Origin of the sequence: Pseudonocardia sp. MH-G8 (genome assembly GCF_002262885.1) — a bacterium.
Classification (GTDB): Bacteria; Actinomycetota; Actinomycetes; order Mycobacteriales; family Pseudonocardiaceae; genus Pseudonocardia.
Window position 1 is genome coordinate 124,481 of the sequence record NZ_NKYF01000009.1, and the last position, 16,651, is coordinate 141,131.

Here is a 16,651-nt window from a genome sequence, read left to right on the forward strand (position 1 = left end):
CGAACGGGGCGACCGCGTGATCACAGGTGGGCCTTCCTCGATCCGCATCGGCGGCAGAACCGACCGAGGGCGGGCAGGCTTCAGCCTCGGATCCCGCTCGGTCATGATCTGCAGCACGATCCTCGCGGCCGCCACGTCCCCGCGGCCGCCGTAGGCTCCCCCGCATGGATCACGCGTCCGCCGACCTGCTGCGCCACCACGGCGACGTCGACGCGAGCCCGGGGCTGCTCGACTTCGCGGTCAACGTGCAGGGCAGCAGCCCGCCGCCGTGGTTGCGCGACCGGCTGGTCGTCGCGCTCGACGGGATCGCCCGCTACCCGGCCGCCGCCCACGACGCGCAGGCGCGAGAGGCAGTTGCCGCACGGCACAGCCGCCGCGCCGACGAGGTGCTCGTGCTGGCCGGGAGCGCCGAGGGGTTCGCCCTGCTCCCGGCGTTGCGCCCGCGGCTGGCCGCCGTCGTGCACCCGGGGTTCACCGAGCCCGAGGCCGCGCTGCGGGCGGCCGGGGTGCCGGTCGTGCGCGTGCACACCCGGGAGGCCGACGGTCACCGGCTGGTGCCGGGGGAGGTGCCGGCGGAGGCGGACCTCGTGGTCATCGGCAACCCGACCAACCCGACGGGCGTACAGCACCCGGCCGCGGACGTGCGGGCGCTCGCCGCCCCGGGCCGCGTGCTGCTGGTCGACGAGGCGTTCGCCGACGCGGTGCCGGGCGAGCCGGAGACGCTCGCGGGAGCGGCCGACGTGCCGGGGCTGCTGGTGTTCCGCAGCCTCACCAAGACCTGGGCGCTGGCCGGGCTCCGTGCCGGCTACGCGCTCGGCGAGCCCGCCCTGCTGGCCCGGTTGGCCGCGCCGCGCCCGCCCTGGCCGGTGTCGACGCTCGCGCTGGAGGCCGTGATCGCCTGCTCCGCGCCGTCCGCCGTGGCGCAGGCCCAGGACGCCGCGGAGCGGCTCGCGGCGGCGCGGGCAGCGCAGGCGGAGCGCCTCGGTGCGCTCCCGGGCGTCACGGTGCTGCCGGGACAGGCTCCCTACCTGCTGCTCCGCCTGCCGCAGGGGCGCGGGGCGCGGGTCCGGGAAGCGCTGCGCGACGCGGGGATCGCGGTGCGTCGCGGCGACACGTTCCCCGGCCTGGGCCCCGACCACGTCCGCGTCGCGGTGCGCCCCGCGGACCAGGTCGCCCGGCTCGTCGAGGCGCTGGCCGACGCCCTCGCGTGGACAGCAGCCGCATGACGAACGGCACTCTCGTCGGCTAGGTAGCAACGAGAGTGCCGTTCGTCGGCTGGGAACCTGCCCCGAGCCCACCGATCATCGGACCGTTCCCCCGAGGAGGAGTCATGAGCGCGACCGTGGGCGAGGTCATCGCAGCCCTGGAGGCCGCCTACCCGCCGGCGCTGGCCGCCGACTGGGACGCCGTCGGGCTGGTCTGCGGCGACCCCGGTGAGCCGGTGTCGTCGGTGCTGGTGGCGGTGGATCCCGTCCCGGAGACCGTCGACGAGGCGTTGGACGCCCACCAGTTGCTGGTCACCCACCACCCGCTGCTCCTGCGCGGCGTGCACGGGGTCGGTGCCGACACGCCGAAGGGTGCGCTGCTGCACCGCCTCATCCGCGGCGGCACGGCGTTGTTCACCGCGCACACCAACGCCGACTCGGCCGACCCCGGTGTCTCCGACGCGCTGGCCGCCGCGATCGGGCTGGACGTCTCCGGACCGTTGGTCACGGCACCTGCGGAGCCGCTGGACAAGATCATCACCTTCGTCCCGACCGGCCCGGTGCTCACGGCGGTCCATGACGCGCTCTCGGCGGCCGGCGCCGGCCGGCTGGGCGACTACAGCCACTGCTCGTTCGCCACGGCGGGCACGGGCCAGTTCATGCCGCTCGAGGGCGCGCACCCGACGATCGGCGCGGTCGGCAGGCTCGAGCGGGTGGCCGAGACGCGGCTGGAGATGGTGCTGCCCCGTGGGCGCAGGCGGGCGGTCGTCGCCGCGCTGCGCGCCGCGCACCCCTACGAGGAGCCGGCGTTCGACCTGTTCGAGCTCGCCGACCTGCCCTCGACGCGCGGGCTCGGCCGGATCGGCACCCTCCCCGTCCCGCAACCGCTCTCCGCGTTCACCGCGCGGGTCCGAGCCGCGCTGCCGGCCACGGCCTGGGGCGTGCGGGCCGCGGGTGACCCCGACCGGCCGGTCCGCACCGTCGCGGTCTGCGGCGGGGCGGGCGATTCCGCGCTGGGCGCCGCGACCGCCGCGGGCGTCGACGCCTACGTCACCGCCGACCTGCGCCACCACCCGGCCGCGGAGCACCTGCTCGCCGGCACGGTCGGCGAGCCGACGCCCGCGCTCGTCGACGTGGCGCACTGGGCATCGGAGTGGCCGTGGTGCGCGCAGGCGGCCGGTGTCGTGAGGGCGGCGCTGGGCGACCGGGTCGCCGTCGCGGTGTCCGCGCGGCGCACCGATCCCTGGACCGTGGGCGGCCCCGCGGACTGAAGGGCTCGGCCCGCCCCGACTCTTGCGATGAGTCCGCTCGATCCCTAGTGTATGCGTATGCATTTGACCGACCGGGACAAGCGCAGGGTGCACGGCGGGATCGGTGTCGTGAAGGAGCCGGCCGGCCCGGACTGCCCCGCTGAACGCGATCCCGCCGTCGTCGAGACGGTGTCGGCGATGCTGTCGCGCATCGAGCGCGAAGGAATGCCCGCCGTGCTGCACTACGCCGCCGAGCTCGACGGCTTCACCGGCCACGACCTGCTGGTGCCGCCCGCGGAGCTGGACCGGGCGGGGGACCAGGTGCCGGACGCGGTGCGCGCGGCGCTGGACACCGGCGCGGACCGCACCCGGCGGTTCGCCGCGATGCAGCGCGAACGGCTGCAGGACTTCGAGGACGAGGTCGTGCCCGGGGTCGTCTGCGGCCAGCGGTTCGTGCCGGTGCAGAACGTCGGCGCCTACCTGCCCGCCGGGCGGTTCCCGCTGCTCGCCAGCGCCTTCATGACGGTCGGCGTGGCGCGCGTCGCCGGCGTGCCGAACATCGTGGCCTGCACCCCGCCGTCGCACCGCGGCCGCCCGCACCCCGCCGTGCTGTACGCGGCGCAGGTGAGCGGCGCCGAGGCCGTCTACGCCGTCGGAGGCGTGCAGGCGCTGGCGGCGATGGCGTTCGGGCTGTTGGACGGCGAGCCGGCCGACATGCTGGTCGGCGCCGGCAACGCCTACGTCGCGGAGGCCAAGCGGCAGCTCTACGGGCGGGTCGGGATCGACGTGCTCGCCGGCCCGTCGGAGGTCGCGGTGCTGGCCGACGACACGGCGGACGCCGCGGTCGTGGCAGCGGACCTGCTGGCCCAGGCCGAGCACGGCCCGACCTCGCCCGCGTGCCTGATCACGACCTCGCAGCGCCTCGCCCACGAGGTGCCCCGGGAGGTCGAGAAGCAGCTCGCGGGGCTGGCCACCCGCGAGATCGCCGGCGCCGCGTGGCGCGACCACGGCTCGGTCTACCTGGCGCCCGACCGCGAGACGGCGGCCGCGGCGATGGACCTGCTCGCGCCTGAGCACCTCGAGGTGCTCGCCGAGGACCTGGACTGGTGGCTCGGCGCGCTGCACAACTACGGCTCGTTGTTCCTGGGCACCTGGTCCACGGTGGTCTACGCGGACAAGGGGATGTCGGGCACCAACCACGTCCTGCCCACCGCGCGCGGCGCCACGCACACCGGCGGGCTGTCGGTGGCGGGCTTCCTCAAGCAGCTCACCTACCAGCGCGCCACCCGGGAGGCCACCCGCACGCAGGCTGAGCCCACGGTGGCCGTCTCCGACTTCGAGGCGCTCGTCGGCCACCGCGACAGCGCGCAGATCCGCCTCGACATGATCGGTGCGGATGATCCGGAATCAATGCATGCGTATGAACGCCCGACGTCCCCCAGTACGCGGTAGGAGCCGATGATGTCCCGATCCGCCACCGCGCTGCGCACCGTCGCCGTCGCCCTGGCCGCCGCCCTCGCGGTGTCGGCCTGCGGCGCCGGCTCACGAGTGCCTGCGCAGTCCGCCGCCCAGGTCGCGTGCGACCTACCGGCGCCGCCCGAGCCCGTCACGGTCAACGTGCTCGCCTACAACTCCTCGGCGGTGGACCCCTTCACCAACACGATGGTGAAGAGCTGCACGAAGGACGGCATCGCGCTCAACCACGAGCCGATCGACTTCGCCGGGCAGGTGCAGAAGACCACCGCGACGCTGGCGGGCGGCTCCGGCACCTACGACATCCTCGAGACCTACAGCTTCGCGCTGCCGCAGTACGCGGCGCAGCAGAAGCTGCAGCCCCTCGACGACCTCGTGGCGCAGTTCGACCAGGAGTACGGGCTCAGCGAGATCAACGCCGACATGCGCCAGGCCCTGTCCTACGACGGCAAGCTCTACGGCCTGCCGATGCAGGCCCAGATGTACGTGCTGGCCTACCGCAAGGACGTGTTCGACGCCCTCGGGTTGGCACCGCCCACGACGTTCGCCGAGCTGCGCGACGTCTCCGCCGCGATCCGGCAGGCGGGGGAGATCGAGCGCCCGCTCGCGATGCCGCTGCTCGCGAGCTCCGACATCGCCACCGCTTACGACGCGGCGCTCGGCTCGCTCGGGGTGGACTACGTCGACGCCGCGACGATGCGGCCCAACTTCGACCGGCCGGAGGCCGCGCAGGCGTTCGAGGAGCTCCGCGCGCTGCTGCCGTTCATGGACCCGCAGGTCACCACGTTCGACCAGCCGAGGGTGCAGCAGCAGATGTACAACGGCTCGGCGGCGATGGCGATCATGTTCTCCGGCCGGATGAACGACCTCACCCAGCCGTCGAACAGCCAGTTCGCCGACCGGTTCGCGTTCGCGCCGCCGCCGTCGGTCGCCGGCGGCGACACGCTCTACAACGTGCTCTCGGTGGACGGCTGGTCGATCCCGGCGAACGCGGAGAACGACCCCGCGCTGCTGTTCGAGATGATCGCCTCCTCGGTGAGCGCGGACGCGTCGCGCGCGGCGGTGCCCGCCGCCTACCCGGCCCGCGACGGCATCGTCACCGCCGACAGCAGCCCGTACGCGGAGGCGGCGCAGGAGTCGATCGGCAAGGCGCCGCCCGCGGAGCCCTACCCGTGGACCGCGCGGATCAGCAACGACACGCGCGCCGTGGTCGCCGACGTGATCACCGGCGGCATCCCGGTGGCCGAGGGCACCGCGCGGATGCAGGAGATCGCGACGCAGATCCTGGCCGAGTACCAGCCCTGACCCGGAATAGAGGTGATGTCGTGCGGCGGCGGGAGTTCCTGGCGCTCGTGACCCCGAGCGTGCTCGTCATGGGCGGACTACTGGTCCTGCCGCTCTACCGGACGATCGAGTGGAGCCTCGAGCGCGTCAACTACGGCGAGGCCGGCACGTTCGTCGGCCTGGCCAACTACCGCGAGGCGCTGTCCGACGCGCGGCTGGGGCAGGCCGTGCTGTTCACCGTGGGGCTCACGCTCGCGGTCACCGTGACGCTCCTGGTCGGCGGCTACCTGCTCGCGGTGCTGGTGAACCGCCTGCACCGCAGCAAGCCCTGGGTGCTCGGCATCCTGCTGGTCTCCTACGTGGTGCCGAACGTCGTGGGCGCCACGATGTTCTCCTGGCTGTTCGACGCGAACTTCGGCGGCCTGGTCAACCACCTGGTCACGATCGTCACGGGGCAGGAGGTGCTCTGGTTCACCGACCCGTGGCCGAACCGGCTCATGGTCGCGCTCGACACGGTCTGGTTCATGCTGCCGTTCGCGATGCTGGTGATCATCGCGGGTCTGCAGGGCGTGCCCGGCGAGCTGATCGAGGCCGCGCGCATCGACGGTGCCTCCACCGCGAGGACGCACTGGAACGTGATCATCCCGAGCATCCGCGGCGTGCTGGGTTTCGTCGCGATCATCTCCATCATGGACATCCTGAGGACGTTCGACCAGCTCATCCCGCTCTCGCCGCAGGCCGTCCAGCTCGGCAACGAGTCGATCATGCTCTACATCTACAACATCGCGTTCCAGGACGGTGGCCAGCAGCTCGGGCTCGGCAGCGCGGTCAACGTGCTGCTGATCCTGCTGATCGTGCTCATGCTCTTCCCCTTCATCCGGGGCATCGCGAAGGAGGCCAGGCAGGCATGACCGTCGTGGAGAAGGCCCCCGTGCCTGCACCGGCGATCGCGCCGGCACCGCCGCATCCGAAGCGGCGTCGCAAGGGCTCGACCTACCTGGTCGGGGGAATCCTCGTCCTCGTCTGCTGGGCGATGCTCAGCCCGGTGCTGTGGACCGCGATGGCGGTCACGAAACCCACCGACGTGGCGTTCCTCGACCCGCCGGTGTTCGCCTACGAGCCCACGCTCACCGCGTTCGTCGACCTGTGGCAGACCACGCTCTTCTACCAGTACCTGATCAACACGTTGATCGTGGCGCTGATCAGCACGGTCGCCGCGCTGGTGATCGGCCTACCCGCGGCGTACGCGCTCTCCCGGTTCCCCGGGTGGGTCAGCGCGGTCCTGCTGATCGTCGCGCTGATCTTCCGGGCGCTGCCGCGGTTCGCCGTGGTGCTGCCGATGTACGACATCTCCCGCTCGCTGGGGATCTACGACACGACGTTCGCCGTCGCGGCCGCGCTCGTGGCGATCAACCAGCCGTTCAGCATCTGGCTGCTGCGCAACTTCTTCGCCGAGATCCCCAAGGAGCTCGACGAGGCCGCGATGCTGGACGGCTGCAGCCGGTTCGCGACACTGCGCCGTGTGATGATCCCGTTGATGGGCCCGGGCATCCTGACGGCCGGCATCTTCGTCTTCCTGTTCGCGTTCCAGGAGTACCTGACCGCGAACATCCTCACCGACGTCACCGCCCGCACCGTGCCCGTGTTCATCGCCACCCAGCTCGGCCAGACGCTGCCGATGCTGCAGCAGGCCGGGGCCGCGGCGATGCTGCTGACTCTGCCGGTGGTGGCCTTCGCGTTCATCGCGCAGCGCTATCTCGTGGCCGGCCTCAACTCGGGTTCGGTCAAGGGATGACGCTCGTCGTCCTGCCCGGGATGGGCTGCTCGCCCCGGCTGTGGTCCACCGCCTTGCCCGACGCGCCGGTCGTGCACGGCACGCTCGACCGCCCGAGCATCGACGGCTGCGTCGACGCCCTGCTCGACGTGCTGCCGCCCCGGTTCGCACTCGCCGGGCTCTCGCTCGGCGGGATCGTGGCGATGGCGCTGGTCCGGACGGCGCCGGAGCGCGTCACGCGCCTGGCGCTGCTCGCGACGAACGCCCGCGGCCCGACCTCGGCCCAGTACGAGGGGTGGGCGGCCGCCCGGGCCGCCTTCGCCACCGACGGCACCGCCCGCGACGTGCAGCGCGACCTGCTCCCGGTGCTGCTGCACGACCACGCCCACGACGAGACCGCGCTCGCGATGGCCGAGGACCTCGGCGCGGCGGACTTCGACCGGCAGCTCGAGGCCCAGGCCACCCGCATCGACGAGCGCCCGGCGCTGGCCCGCGTGGCCGTGCCGACGCTGGTGCTGGCCGGCGGCGCGGACCGGCTCTGCCCGGTGGACCGGCACGAGGAGATCGCCGCCCTGGTCCCCGGAGCGCGTCTGGAGGTCCTGGAGGACGTAGGCCACCTGGTGACGCTGGAGGCCCCGGAGCGGGTACGCGCTCACCTGACGGCGTGGCTCGGGTCCGGATGACGGCCGGGGCGGCTCCGCGGGCGCGACGGGCCGGCGGGCGGTCGGGGCGCCGGCGGGCCGCGTCGTGATCGCCGATCGGGTGCGTTCGCGGCCACATGTGGCCGTCAGCGCGCCGATGCGATGATCACGACGTCGCGGCCGAGCCGGCCCAGCAGCAGGGAGCTGATCGTGCTCGCCGCGATCACGGCCGGTCGATCAGGCCTGCAGCGTGCGCAGGGCCGCCATCAGGACGTGCGTGACGTTGTGCACCACCAGCTGCGCGCCGTCGGCGAAGCTCGCCGCGGCGGTCTCGGCGCTCGTGGCCAGGTCGGCGCGGATCGTGCCGGCCGTCGCCGGGTCGCGCCGGACGGCGGCGAGGAGCTGCTCGACACCCGGGTCGCCGGGCGCGAGGCAGGCGCCGAGGTCGGCGACGCCGACCATGTAGCCGTCGATGCCGTCGACGGCCACGATCTCGCCGGCGGCGCGGATCGCGGCAGGGGACTCGAGCATCGCGATCACGAGGGTGGACGCCGCCGCCGCGGCCCGGTGCTCGGCGGCCGGCACCGTGCCGAAGCGGCCCGCGCGGGGGTAGGTGGCGAAGCCGCGGGCGCCGCGCGGCGGGTAGTGGAGCGCCCGCACGAGCTCCGTGGCGTCGGCCGCCGACTCGACGTGCGGCGCGACGATCCCCTGCGCGCCCTGGTCGAGCGCGCGCTGGGCGAGATTGTGCTCGCCCTCGCCCTCGCCGATCCGGACGAGGACGGGCAGCCCGTGCGCGTCGGCGAGCGCGATGTGGTGGCGCAGCGCGGTGACGTCGGCCGGGCCGTGCTCGCAGTCCACGAGCACGAAATCGAGCCCGGCCACCGCAAGCATCTCGACCAGTTCCTCGGACGGCATCCGCACCAGCCCGCCTGCGGCGCGCTCGCCGTCGCGCAGCCGGGAGCGCAGCGGCGCCGCCGGGCCGCCCGTGATCGTCTCGTGCGTCATTCCGTCCCTCCAGCTAGCATACGTATGCGCGGCAGTGAACCGGGCCGGCGGCTGCCCTGTCAAGCCGTCAGGAGGTCGGCTGCAGGCGCGGCTATGCTCGCGCCGGGGCCGGGGGGAGGAACTCAAAGATGATCACGAGTCGGGACGTCGCGCGCCTCGCCGGCGTCTCCCAGCCCACCGTCTCCCGGGCCCTGCGCGACGATCCCAAGGTGTCCGAGGCCACGAAGCAGCGGGTGCGCGAGGCCGCGGTCGCGCTCGGCTACGCCCCCAACGCGATCGGGCGGGCGCTCTCGGTGGGGCGCTCCACGCGCGTGGGGCTCGTGGTCACCGACCTGGAGAACCAGTTCTACGCCCACGTCATCGCGCCGATGCACCACGAGCTCGAACGGCTGGGCTACGAGCTGGTGCTGATCACCGAGTCGTCGGAGTCCGCCCCGGTGGCCGAGCACGTGATGGCGCACGGGCTGTGCGGGGTGGTGCTGGCCACCAGCACGGTCGAGTCGATCGTGCCGGTGCGGTTGCACGACCGCGGCATCCCGTTCGTCTACTTCAACCGCACGTCGCAGGGCGTGCAGGCGGACGCGGTGACCGTCGACCCGGAGAAGGGCGTCCGTGAGCTGCTGGCGGACGTCATCGGCAAGGGGCACACGCGGATCGGCGCGATCTTCGGGCCGCGCAACACCAGCACCGGCGAGCAGCGTGAGAACACCGTGCGCACCGTGCTCGACGAGCACGGGCTCGCCCTCGCGCACCGCGACGTCCTGCACGGCCCGTTCGACTTCCGCACCGGCCACGACGGGCTGCGGACGCTGCTCGAACGCGGCGACCCGCCCACGGCCGTGCTCTGCGGCAACGACGTGGTGGCGCTCGGCGCGCTCAACGCCGCCGCGGAGATCGGCGTCCGGGTGCCGGGGGACGTCTCGATCGCTGGGTTCGACGACCTGCCGACCTCCCGCTGGGCGCTGGTGCGGCTCAGCACGGTGGCCTACGACCTGGACGAGATGTCGCGGGAGGCCGCGCGGCTGATCGTCGCGCGGGTGGAACGTCCTGACGCCCCGGTGGCGCACTCGGTCTACCCCACGCACTACGTCGCCCGCGCGACGACGGCGGCCCCGGGCGTCTGATCTCCCGAGCGTGCCCCCTCGAGGTCTTGTGCCTCGGCTGTGCATACGCATACAGTCGAGGTGGCCCGACGAGGAGAGGACAGCGATATGCCGCTCGACCCGGTTGCGTACCGGCCCTACGAGGACCCGGACGACTTCATCCGGGAGGTGACCGACCGGATCTGGGTGCAGCGCGACATCTCCTACATCGTCGACAACTATGAGCCGGATTCGATCGTCCACGGCGGGCTCGGCACGGTGGTGGGACGCGACGGTGTGATCGAGGGCAGCCTCATGCGCATCGCCGAGACGCCCCAGCACGTCGGGCAGGCCGAGGACGTCATCTGGGAGGCGCGCGGAGACGACGCGTTCCTCAGCTCGCACCTCGTCTTCTCCGCCGACGAGCTGCTCGTCGACGGGCGCCCGACCCGGGTGCGCAAGCGGACCGTCGCCAACTGCCTCTACCGCCGCGGCCGGATGGTCGAGGAATGGGTGGTGCGCGACGAGCTCGCCTCCGTGAAGCAGATGGGCCTCGATCCCGCCGAGGTCGCCCGCGGCCAGCGCTTCCGCGGCTACGAGGGTTCGATGACGAAGCCGGCGCCCTCGGACGTGCTGAGCGTCGGCGACAGCGGCCCGCGCCCGGACGACTTCCGGGGCGAGTGCGAGATGGTGCTCGAGTTCCTCGACGAGGTGTGGAACCAGCGGCGGCTGCACAAGGTGCCGCAGTACATGGAGCGGGACCTGTTCCTGCACACGATCGGCGACACCACGGTCGTGCGCCCCGACGGCTACCAGCGCGACCTGCTCTCGCTCGTCGCGCCGTTCCCGGACGCGCGGTTCGCCGTCCGCGACGTGCAGACCAACCACGCCGAGCGCTACGCGGGCCTGCGCATCGCGGTGATGTGGACGATGCACGGCACATACCACGGCACGGCCGACTTCGGTCCGCTCACGGGCGCGCCTGTCGACCTGCTCGGCGTCTCGCAGTTCCTCGTCCAGAACGGTCGGATCGTGCGCGAGATGCGCGTCTTCGACGAGATCGCGCTCCGCGCGCAGATCAACGCGACCCGCGGCGACGGTGAGTTCACCGAGACCAACATCTACTGACAGACGTCGAAGGAAGATCATGAACGACACCGTGGTCACACCCGGCGAGGTCGCCCGCCGGACGATCCGCCGCACCGACTGGGTGCCCTGCAAGGCCGCGTTCATCGACTGCCGCACGCCCGGCTCGGACCGCAAGGACAACTACTCCTTCATCGGCGCCGGCGTGTCGCAGAACGCCGACCAGCACGTCAACCTGCAGGAGCCGCACGGTTTCAACCTGGGCGCGGCCGGCATGCCCAACGGCACGATCAACAGCCTGCACCTGCACTTCACCGCCGAGGTGTTCATCAACTTCGACGGCGACTACCAGCTGCGGTGGGGAGCGGACGGTCGCCAGGGCGAGTTCCGCAGCGTCGACGGCGACGTCGTCTCGGTGCCGTCGTGGATCTTCCGCGGCTTCACCAACGTCGGCGCCGACGAGGGCGTCCTGCTCACCGTCCTCGGCCGCGACGACAACGGCGGCATCATCTGGGGTCCGGACGTCCTGCGCGACGCGGCGGGCCACGGCCTCTACCTCACCGCGGACAACCAGCTGATCGACACCGTGCAGGGCCAGCAGGTGCCGCCCGGCACGGCGCTGATCGAGCCGATGCCGCAGGAGGAGATCGACCGGCTCGACGTGTTCACGGAGGCGCAGTTCCGTGGCCGCGTCACCACCGCCGCGGACCGGGAGTGGGTCGCCGAGCCGTTCCTGTGCTCGAGACTGGCGGGCGGTGGTGCGCAGCTGTCGCTCGTCATCGGCTACGGCATGAGCGAGGACCGCCGCGCCGTGCCGCGCCTGCACGAGCCGCACGGGTTCTCCCTGGCCTGGCTGCGCGCCGGCGCGGGGGAGGGGGTGCTGACCCACCGCCACGCCGCAACGCAGGTGGTCACCGCCCGCACCGGTCGCTGGGCGGTGCGGCTCAACACCGGGTCCGACGAGCAGGTCGTCGAGCTGGGACGCCTCGACACGCTCTCGGTGCCGCCCGGGGCGTGGCGCGGGTTCACACAGCTCGACGAGGGCGAGGGCGAGCTGCTCGTCGTCACCGGCGGCGACGGCCGCACCGAGCTCGACTGGCTGCCGGAGGTGGTGGAGGCAGCGAGGCGCAACGGCCGGATGCGCGACGCGAACGGCTACGTCTCGCCGGCAGCGGTCCTGACAGGAGCGACGGAGGACGACTGACCAGCGGCTTCGCTGAACGAGCGGCACCTTCGTACCGCTCTATCGTGCGAAGGTGCCGTTCGTTCGACGGGTGAGTGGGAGGTGCGCACATGGGCGTCGTCGTTGCCGCTTGCCAGATCCCCGTTCATCTCGGCTCCGGCGACTCGGCTCCGCTCGTCGCCGCCGTGCGGGAGGCCGCCGGGCGCGGCGCGCGACTCGTCGTGCTGCCGGAACTCGCCGTGTGCGGCTACGTCTTCCGTGACGCCGCCGAGGCGCGCGCCGCCGCGCAGGACCTGGACGGGCCCACGGTCTCGCTGCTGCGCGAGCTGTCCCGGGAGCTGGGCCTCGTGCTCGTCTGCGGGTTCGCCGAGCTCGCGCCGGACGGGCCCGTCCACAACTCCGCGGTCCTGGTCGAGGACGGGCAGGTGCGCGCCTGCTACCGCAAGGCGCACCTGTGGGACCGGGAGACCCAGCTGTTCCGCGCGGGGGACGAGCCACCGCCCGTCGTGCGGACCGCGCTCGGCCGGGTCGCGGTCATGATCTGCTACGACCTGGAGTTCCCGGAGTGGGTCCGGCTGGCCGCGGAGGCCGGGGCCGAGATCGTCGCCGTGCCGGTGAACTGGCCGCTGCTGCCCCGGCCGGCGGGGGAGCACGCGCTGGAGGTCGTCAAGGCCCGGGCGGCGGCGGGCACCTACCGCGTGCACGTCGTCGTGGCCGACCGCTGCGGCCGCGAGCGCGGCGTCGACTGGGTGGGCGGCAGCCTGGTGTGCGCGAGCACCGGTTACCTGCTCGCCGGCCCCGCCACAGCACCGGACGCGGTGGCGACCCGCGCGGTGCTCACCGCGCAGCTCGACCCGGCTGTAGCCCGCGACAAGTCCCTGGGCCCCTTCAACGACGCGCGAGGCGACCGCCGACCGGACCGCTACGCCGACGCGGGCGCCCTCCGAGGTTCAGGAAAGCCACATTCAGGTCCTGCAGGTTCATGAAAGTGGCTTTCCTGAACCTGCGCACGGTGGACGCCGGGGTTCAGTGACCTCCCAGGTGCTCGCGCACCGGGGCGGCGATGCGGGCCAGTGCGGCGCCCAGCTGACGTTGCTGGGCTGTGCTGAGCGGCTCGAAGACCAGTCGCCTGACCTGGTCGACGTGATCGGGGGCGCTGTCCACCACCTTCTGCCGCCCGGCATCGGTCAGCGTCGCGAGGGTGTAGCGGCCGTTGTCCGGGTCGGGGTAGCGCGTGACCCACTCCTGCTGCTCGAACCGGACCATCAGCTTGGACAGCCGTGGTTGCGTGCTGTTGCACTGCGTTGCCAGGTCGCTGAGCCGCATCGTGAGTGACCCGGTCATCGACAGCCGGGCCAGCACGCTGTACTCGAAGTTCGAGATGCCGGCGTCCCGCTGCAGCTGACGATCCAGCAGTGTGGGCAGGCCGATGACCACGGTGAGCAGGTCCTGCCACACCGCCTGCTGTTCGTCGTCGAGCCAACGGGGTGAAGTGGCCATGGCGCGCAGCGTACTTGCCTGAGCAACCGTGGGTCGCCGGTGTTCTGCGCGAGGCGACGGCCGGAAGGGCTCACGCGTCCGGCCGTTTGACTTGCCTGGGCAAGTCTGTGAGAGTGAGCTTCACTTGCCCAGGCAAGTGAAGCGGCGCCACGACAGACCTCGAGGAGAACGACATGAAGGCGATCCGGTACCACGAGTTCGGCAGCACCGAGGTCCTGCGCCAGGAGGAGGTGGAGCGTCCGGTGCCCGGCCCCGGCCAGGTGCTGGTGAAGGTGACCGCCACGTCGTTCAACCCCGTCGACGACCACTTCCGGCTGGGTGTGCTCGCGGAGATGATCCCGACACCGCTGCCGATCACCCCGGGTCTCGACGTGGCCGGCACGGTCGTCGAACTCGGGGACGGGGTCGGCGGGCCGCAGGTGGGCGACCAGGTCATCGCCCTGTTCCCCCTGAACTCGCACGGCGGAGCCGCCGAGTACGCGCTGGTGGCGGCCGACCAGGTGACCGCCGCCCCCCGTTCCGTCGAGCTGGCCGACGCGGCGTCCCTGCCGCTGGCCGGGCTGGCTGCCATGCAGGCCACCGTCGAACTCGCCGAGGTCAGGGCCGGCCAGACCGTCCTGGTCAACGGGGCGGGCGGGGCGGTGGGCAGCATCGTGGTCCAGCTCGCCGTCGACGCCGGTGCGAAGGTGACCGCGGTCGACGCGCCGCAGCACGCCGAGCGCCTGCGCAGCTACGGCGCGGAGGTCGTCGGCCGGCTGGACCTCGACGCGGGCCCCGCGGCCGTCTCCGGTCCCTTCGACGTGGTGGTGAACCACGTGCGCTCCGCTCCCGAGGACCTGGCGAGGCTGACCCGGTACGTGGCCGACGGCGGGATCGTCGTCAGTTCCGCCGGGCCGGTGCCGGCCGACGAGGAACGTGCGGTGCGCACGGCGGGCGTGTGGGTCGGTCCCGACGCCTCCCGTCTGGCCGACCTGGTCTCGCGGGTGGACGACGGCCGGCTCGCGCTCCACGTCGTCGCCCGCCGCCCGCTGGCGGAACTGCCGGCGGTGCACGGCGACTCCGGCAACGGACGGCTGCTCGGCAAGACCGTCATCCTCGTCGCCTGAGGAGTCGGCACCCCTCGCCGAGGTTCAGGAAAGCCACATTCAGGTCCTGCAGGTTCAGCAAAGTGGCTTTCCTGAATCCATGCCCGGCTCCAGGCGGCGCCTGCCGGAGCCGGTGTGGCGCGAGGCGGTAGCGTCGGAGTCCCCCATCCCCCGGAAGGACCTGCTTCGTGAAAGCCGACCCCGCCGTCCAGCGCCGGCTGCTCGACCTGGCCGAGGTCGACGCCGAGCTGTCGCGGCTCGCGCACCGCCGCCGCACCCTGCCCGAGCACGCCGAGCTGACCGCCGCCGAGGCCGCCGTGCGCACCGGGAAGGACAAGCTGGTGGAGGTCGAGACGGCCGCGGGCGACCTGGACCGTGACATCCGCCGCATCGAGCGCGACGTCGAGGGCGTGCGGGCCCGCACGGCCAAGGACAACCAGATGCTCGAGGGGGCCGGGATCGGTGCGAAGCAGGCCAGCGACCTGCAGCACGAGCTGGAGACCCTCGCGCGCCGGCAGGGCGTGCTGGAGGACGAGCAGCTGGAGGTCATGGAGCAGCGGGAGGCGGTCGGCGTCGACCTCGAGCACTCCCGCGGCGTGCTCGCCGCCGCCGAGCAGGAACTCACTGCCGTCACCGAGCGCCGCGACACCGCCCTCGCCGACATCGACGCGTCCGAGGGCGGGCGCCGTCGCGCCCGCGAAGAGGTCGTGGCCACCCTGCCCGCCGACCTCCTCGCCGCGTACGAGCGGCGCCGCGAGCAGCGTGGCACCGGGGCGGCGGCGCTCGTGGCACGCCGCTGCCAGGCGTGCCGCCTCGAGCTGGACCGCACCGCGATCGCCGAGCTGAAGGCCGCGCCGGCCGACGAGCTGGTGCACTGCGAGGAATGCGGCGTCATCCTGGTGCGCACGGAGGGATCCGGCCTGTGAACGCCGCCGGGAAGAGGGTCGTCGTCGAGGCCGACGGCGGCTCCCGCGGCAACCCCGGACCGGCCGGGTACGGCGCGGTCGTGCTCGATCCCGACACCGAGGAGGTGCTCGTCGAGCGGGCCGAGGCGCTGGGCGTCGTCACGAACAACGTGGCCGAGTACCAGGGCCTGCTCGCCGGGCTGCGCGCGGCGATCGAGCTCGGTGCCACCGAGGTGGACGTGCGGATGGACTCGAAGCTGGTCGTCGAGCAGATGTCCGGGCGCTGGCAGGTCAAGCACCCGGCGATGAAACCGCTCGCACTCGAGGCGGGCCGGCTGATCCGCGAGATCGGCACCGTGCGCTTCGAGTGGATCCCCCGACTGCGCAACTCGCGCGCCGACGCCCTCGCCAACCAGGCGATGGACGCCCAAGCAGCACTGTGACGATCAAGGCAGCGACCCCGCCTGCGTCGGCGAGCTGGACCGGGCAGGTCGGCACCCCCACCCGCCTCCTGCTCCTGCGTCACGGGCAGACCGAGTTCTCGGTGCAGCGCCGCTACTCCGGGCGCGGCGACCCCGAGCTGACACCGCTCGGGCACGCGCAGGCGGCGGGCGCGGCTGCCCGGCTCGCCGGCGTACCGGGCATCACCACCGTGCTCACCTCGCCCCTGCTGCGTGCGCGGCAGACGGCCGCCGCGGTCGCGGAGGCGACGGGCGCGCCGCTGCTCGTGCGGGAGCGGCTCGTCGAGACCGACTTCGGTGAGTGGGAGGGGCTGACGTTCCCCGAGGCCCGAGCCCGCGACCCGCAACTGCACGGGGAATGGCTGGGCTCCGAGGAGGTCGCCCCGCCGGGTGGCGAGAGCTTCGCGGCCGTCGGCAGGCGCGTCGAGGCCGAGCGCGCCGACCTCGTGCAGGAGCACCCGGGCGCCACCCTGGTGCTGGTCAGCCACGTGACCCCGATCAAGATGCTGCTCCGTGACGCGCTGCAGGGCGGGCCCGGCGTGCTGTACCGGTTGCACCTGGACCTGGCGGCGCTGTCGATCGTCGACTTCTACCCCGACGGCGGCGCGAGCGTCCGGCTCGTCAACGACACGAGCCACCACCCCGCGTAGTGCGTGCGTTCCCCACCTCATGATCGGCAAGTCGGCGCGTTCGCGGGTCGAATCCGCCCGTTGACGC

15 protein-coding genes and 1 pseudogene are annotated in these 16,651 nt (G+C 73.0%); 14 read left to right on the plus strand and 2 right to left on the minus strand.

Features of this window, described 5'->3' with window-relative positions:
- The first annotated feature begins 164 nt into the window (after nt 1–164).
- The 7 genes from cobC to CFP66_RS21660 all read left to right on the plus strand — a co-directional run bounded on the left by cobC (nt 165) and on the right by CFP66_RS21660 (nt 7,669).
- Nucleotides 165–1,226 carry an Rv2231c family pyridoxal phosphate-dependent protein CobC gene (gene cobC / locus CFP66_RS21630; RefSeq protein WP_094926952.1) on the plus strand — a complete coding sequence of 354 codons (1,062 nt, stop codon included), beginning with the start codon at nt 165–167 and terminating at the stop codon, nt 1,224–1,226.
- A 104-nt stretch (nt 1,227–1,330) separates the two neighbouring features.
- Nucleotides 1,331–2,476, plus strand: a complete 1,146-nt coding sequence (locus CFP66_RS21635; RefSeq protein ID WP_094926953.1) for a YqfO family protein — start codon at nt 1,331–1,333, stop codon at nt 2,474–2,476.
- 57 nt (nt 2,477–2,533) lie between these two features.
- Nucleotides 2,534–3,907: a histidinol dehydrogenase gene (gene hisD / locus CFP66_RS21640; RefSeq protein ID WP_094926954.1), complete on the plus strand. Its 1,374-nt coding sequence runs from the start codon at nt 2,534–2,536 to the stop codon at nt 3,905–3,907.
- A 6-nt stretch (nt 3,908–3,913) separates the two neighbouring features.
- Nucleotides 3,914–5,233, plus strand: a complete 1,320-nt coding sequence (locus CFP66_RS21645) for an ABC transporter substrate-binding protein (protein WP_094926955.1) — start codon at nt 3,914–3,916, stop codon at nt 5,231–5,233.
- Nucleotides 5,234–5,253: 20 nt separating this feature from the next.
- On the plus strand, nt 5,254–6,123 hold the full coding sequence (locus CFP66_RS21650; protein WP_094926956.1) for a carbohydrate ABC transporter permease: 870 nt from the start codon (nt 5,254–5,256) through the stop codon (nt 6,121–6,123).
- Nucleotides 6,120–7,007, plus strand: coding sequence for a carbohydrate ABC transporter permease (locus CFP66_RS21655; RefSeq protein WP_094926957.1), 888 nt, complete (start codon nt 6,120–6,122; stop codon nt 7,005–7,007). The genes CFP66_RS21650 and CFP66_RS21655 overlap by 4 nt, the downstream gene beginning before the upstream one ends.
- A complete protein-coding gene (locus CFP66_RS21660; protein ID WP_094926958.1) occupies nt 7,004–7,669 on the plus strand; it encodes an alpha/beta fold hydrolase in 666 nt (221 codons plus the stop codon). The genes CFP66_RS21655 and CFP66_RS21660 overlap by 4 nt, the downstream gene beginning before the upstream one ends.
- Before the next feature lie 195 nt (nt 7,670–7,864).
- Here CFP66_RS21660 and CFP66_RS21665 read toward each other — a convergent pair whose 3' ends face one another.
- On the minus strand, nt 7,865–8,632 hold the full coding sequence (locus CFP66_RS21665) for an HpcH/HpaI aldolase/citrate lyase family protein (protein ID WP_094926959.1): 768 nt from the start codon (nt 8,630–8,632) through the stop codon (nt 7,865–7,867).
- 128 nt (nt 8,633–8,760) lie between these two features.
- On the opposite strand from CFP66_RS21665, the gene CFP66_RS21670 reads away from it, so the two are divergent.
- The 4 genes from CFP66_RS21670 to CFP66_RS21685 all read left to right on the plus strand — a co-directional run bounded on the left by CFP66_RS21670 (nt 8,761) and on the right by CFP66_RS21685 (nt 12,969).
- Complete coding sequence (locus tag CFP66_RS21670; protein WP_094926960.1) at nt 8,761–9,756, plus strand: LacI family DNA-binding transcriptional regulator; 996 nt, start codon at nt 8,761–8,763, stop codon at nt 9,754–9,756.
- An 87-nt stretch (nt 9,757–9,843) separates the two neighbouring features.
- A complete protein-coding gene (locus tag CFP66_RS21675) occupies nt 9,844–10,842 on the plus strand; it encodes an ester cyclase (RefSeq protein ID WP_094926961.1) in 999 nt (332 codons plus the stop codon).
- 19 nt (nt 10,843–10,861) lie between these two features.
- The gene (locus CFP66_RS21680) at nt 10,862–12,004 is read left to right on the plus strand and encodes a hypothetical protein (RefSeq protein ID WP_094926962.1); all 1,143 of its coding nucleotides are present in this window, start codon (nt 10,862–10,864) and stop codon (nt 12,002–12,004) included.
- A gap of 89 nt (nt 12,005–12,093) precedes the next feature.
- On the plus strand, nt 12,094–12,969 hold the full coding sequence (locus CFP66_RS21685; protein WP_094926963.1) for a nitrilase-related carbon-nitrogen hydrolase: 876 nt from the start codon (nt 12,094–12,096) through the stop codon (nt 12,967–12,969).
- Between the two features lie 40 nt (nt 12,970–13,009).
- Here CFP66_RS21685 and CFP66_RS21690 read toward each other — a convergent pair whose 3' ends face one another.
- Nucleotides 13,010–13,483, minus strand: a complete 474-nt coding sequence (locus CFP66_RS21690; protein ID WP_094926964.1) for a MarR family winged helix-turn-helix transcriptional regulator — start codon at nt 13,481–13,483, stop codon at nt 13,010–13,012.
- A gap of 173 nt (nt 13,484–13,656) precedes the next feature.
- Here CFP66_RS21690 and CFP66_RS21695 point away from each other — a divergent pair, with 173 nt between their 5' ends.
- The 3 genes and pseudogenes from CFP66_RS21695 (at nt 13,657) to CFP66_RS21705 (ending at nt 16,584) form a co-directional block, all read left to right on the plus strand.
- Complete coding sequence (locus tag CFP66_RS21695) at nt 13,657–14,589, plus strand: NADP-dependent oxidoreductase (RefSeq protein ID WP_094926965.1); 933 nt, start codon at nt 13,657–13,659, stop codon at nt 14,587–14,589.
- 167 nt (nt 14,590–14,756) lie between these two features.
- Nucleotides 14,757–15,494 (plus strand): zinc ribbon domain-containing protein, encoded by a 738-nt coding sequence (locus CFP66_RS21700; protein WP_094926966.1) that lies wholly within the window; start codon nt 14,757–14,759, stop codon nt 15,492–15,494.
- Nucleotides 15,452–16,584, plus strand: a pseudogene (locus CFP66_RS21705) (bifunctional RNase H/acid phosphatase). Before CFP66_RS21700 ends, CFP66_RS21705 begins: the two are co-directional and overlap by 43 nt.
- Nucleotides 16,585–16,651 lie beyond the last annotated feature (67 nt).

Bases quoted from the DNA above. Each gene is read 5' to 3' on its own strand.
- cobC (WP_094926952.1), top strand. From the start codon at position 165: ATGGATCACGCGTCCGCCGACCTGCTGCGCCACCACGGCGACGTCGAC.
- CFP66_RS21635 (WP_094926953.1), top strand. From the start codon at position 1,331: ATGAGCGCGACCGTGGGCGAGGTCATCGCAGCCCTGGAGGCCGCCTAC.
- hisD (WP_094926954.1), top strand. From the start codon at position 2,534: ATGCATTTGACCGACCGGGACAAGCGCAGGGTGCACGGCGGGATCGGT.
- CFP66_RS21645 (WP_094926955.1), top strand. From the start codon at position 3,914: ATGATGTCCCGATCCGCCACCGCGCTGCGCACCGTCGCCGTCGCCCTG.
- CFP66_RS21655 (WP_094926957.1), top strand. From the start codon at position 6,120: ATGACCGTCGTGGAGAAGGCCCCCGTGCCTGCACCGGCGATCGCGCCG.
- CFP66_RS21660 (WP_094926958.1), top strand. From the start codon at position 7,004: ATGACGCTCGTCGTCCTGCCCGGGATGGGCTGCTCGCCCCGGCTGTGG.
- CFP66_RS21665 (WP_094926959.1), bottom strand. From the start codon at position 8,632: ATGACGCACGAGACGATCACGGGCGGCCCGGCGGCGCCGCTGCGCTCC.
- CFP66_RS21670 (WP_094926960.1), top strand. From the start codon at position 8,761: ATGATCACGAGTCGGGACGTCGCGCGCCTCGCCGGCGTCTCCCAGCCC.
- CFP66_RS21675 (WP_094926961.1), top strand. From the start codon at position 9,844: ATGCCGCTCGACCCGGTTGCGTACCGGCCCTACGAGGACCCGGACGAC.
- CFP66_RS21680 (WP_094926962.1), top strand. From the start codon at position 10,862: ATGAACGACACCGTGGTCACACCCGGCGAGGTCGCCCGCCGGACGATC.
- CFP66_RS21685 (WP_094926963.1), top strand. From the start codon at position 12,094: ATGGGCGTCGTCGTTGCCGCTTGCCAGATCCCCGTTCATCTCGGCTCC.
- CFP66_RS21690 (WP_094926964.1), bottom strand. From the start codon at position 13,483: ATGGCCACTTCACCCCGTTGGCTCGACGACGAACAGCAGGCGGTGTGG.
- CFP66_RS21695 (WP_094926965.1), top strand. From the start codon at position 13,657: ATGAAGGCGATCCGGTACCACGAGTTCGGCAGCACCGAGGTCCTGCGC.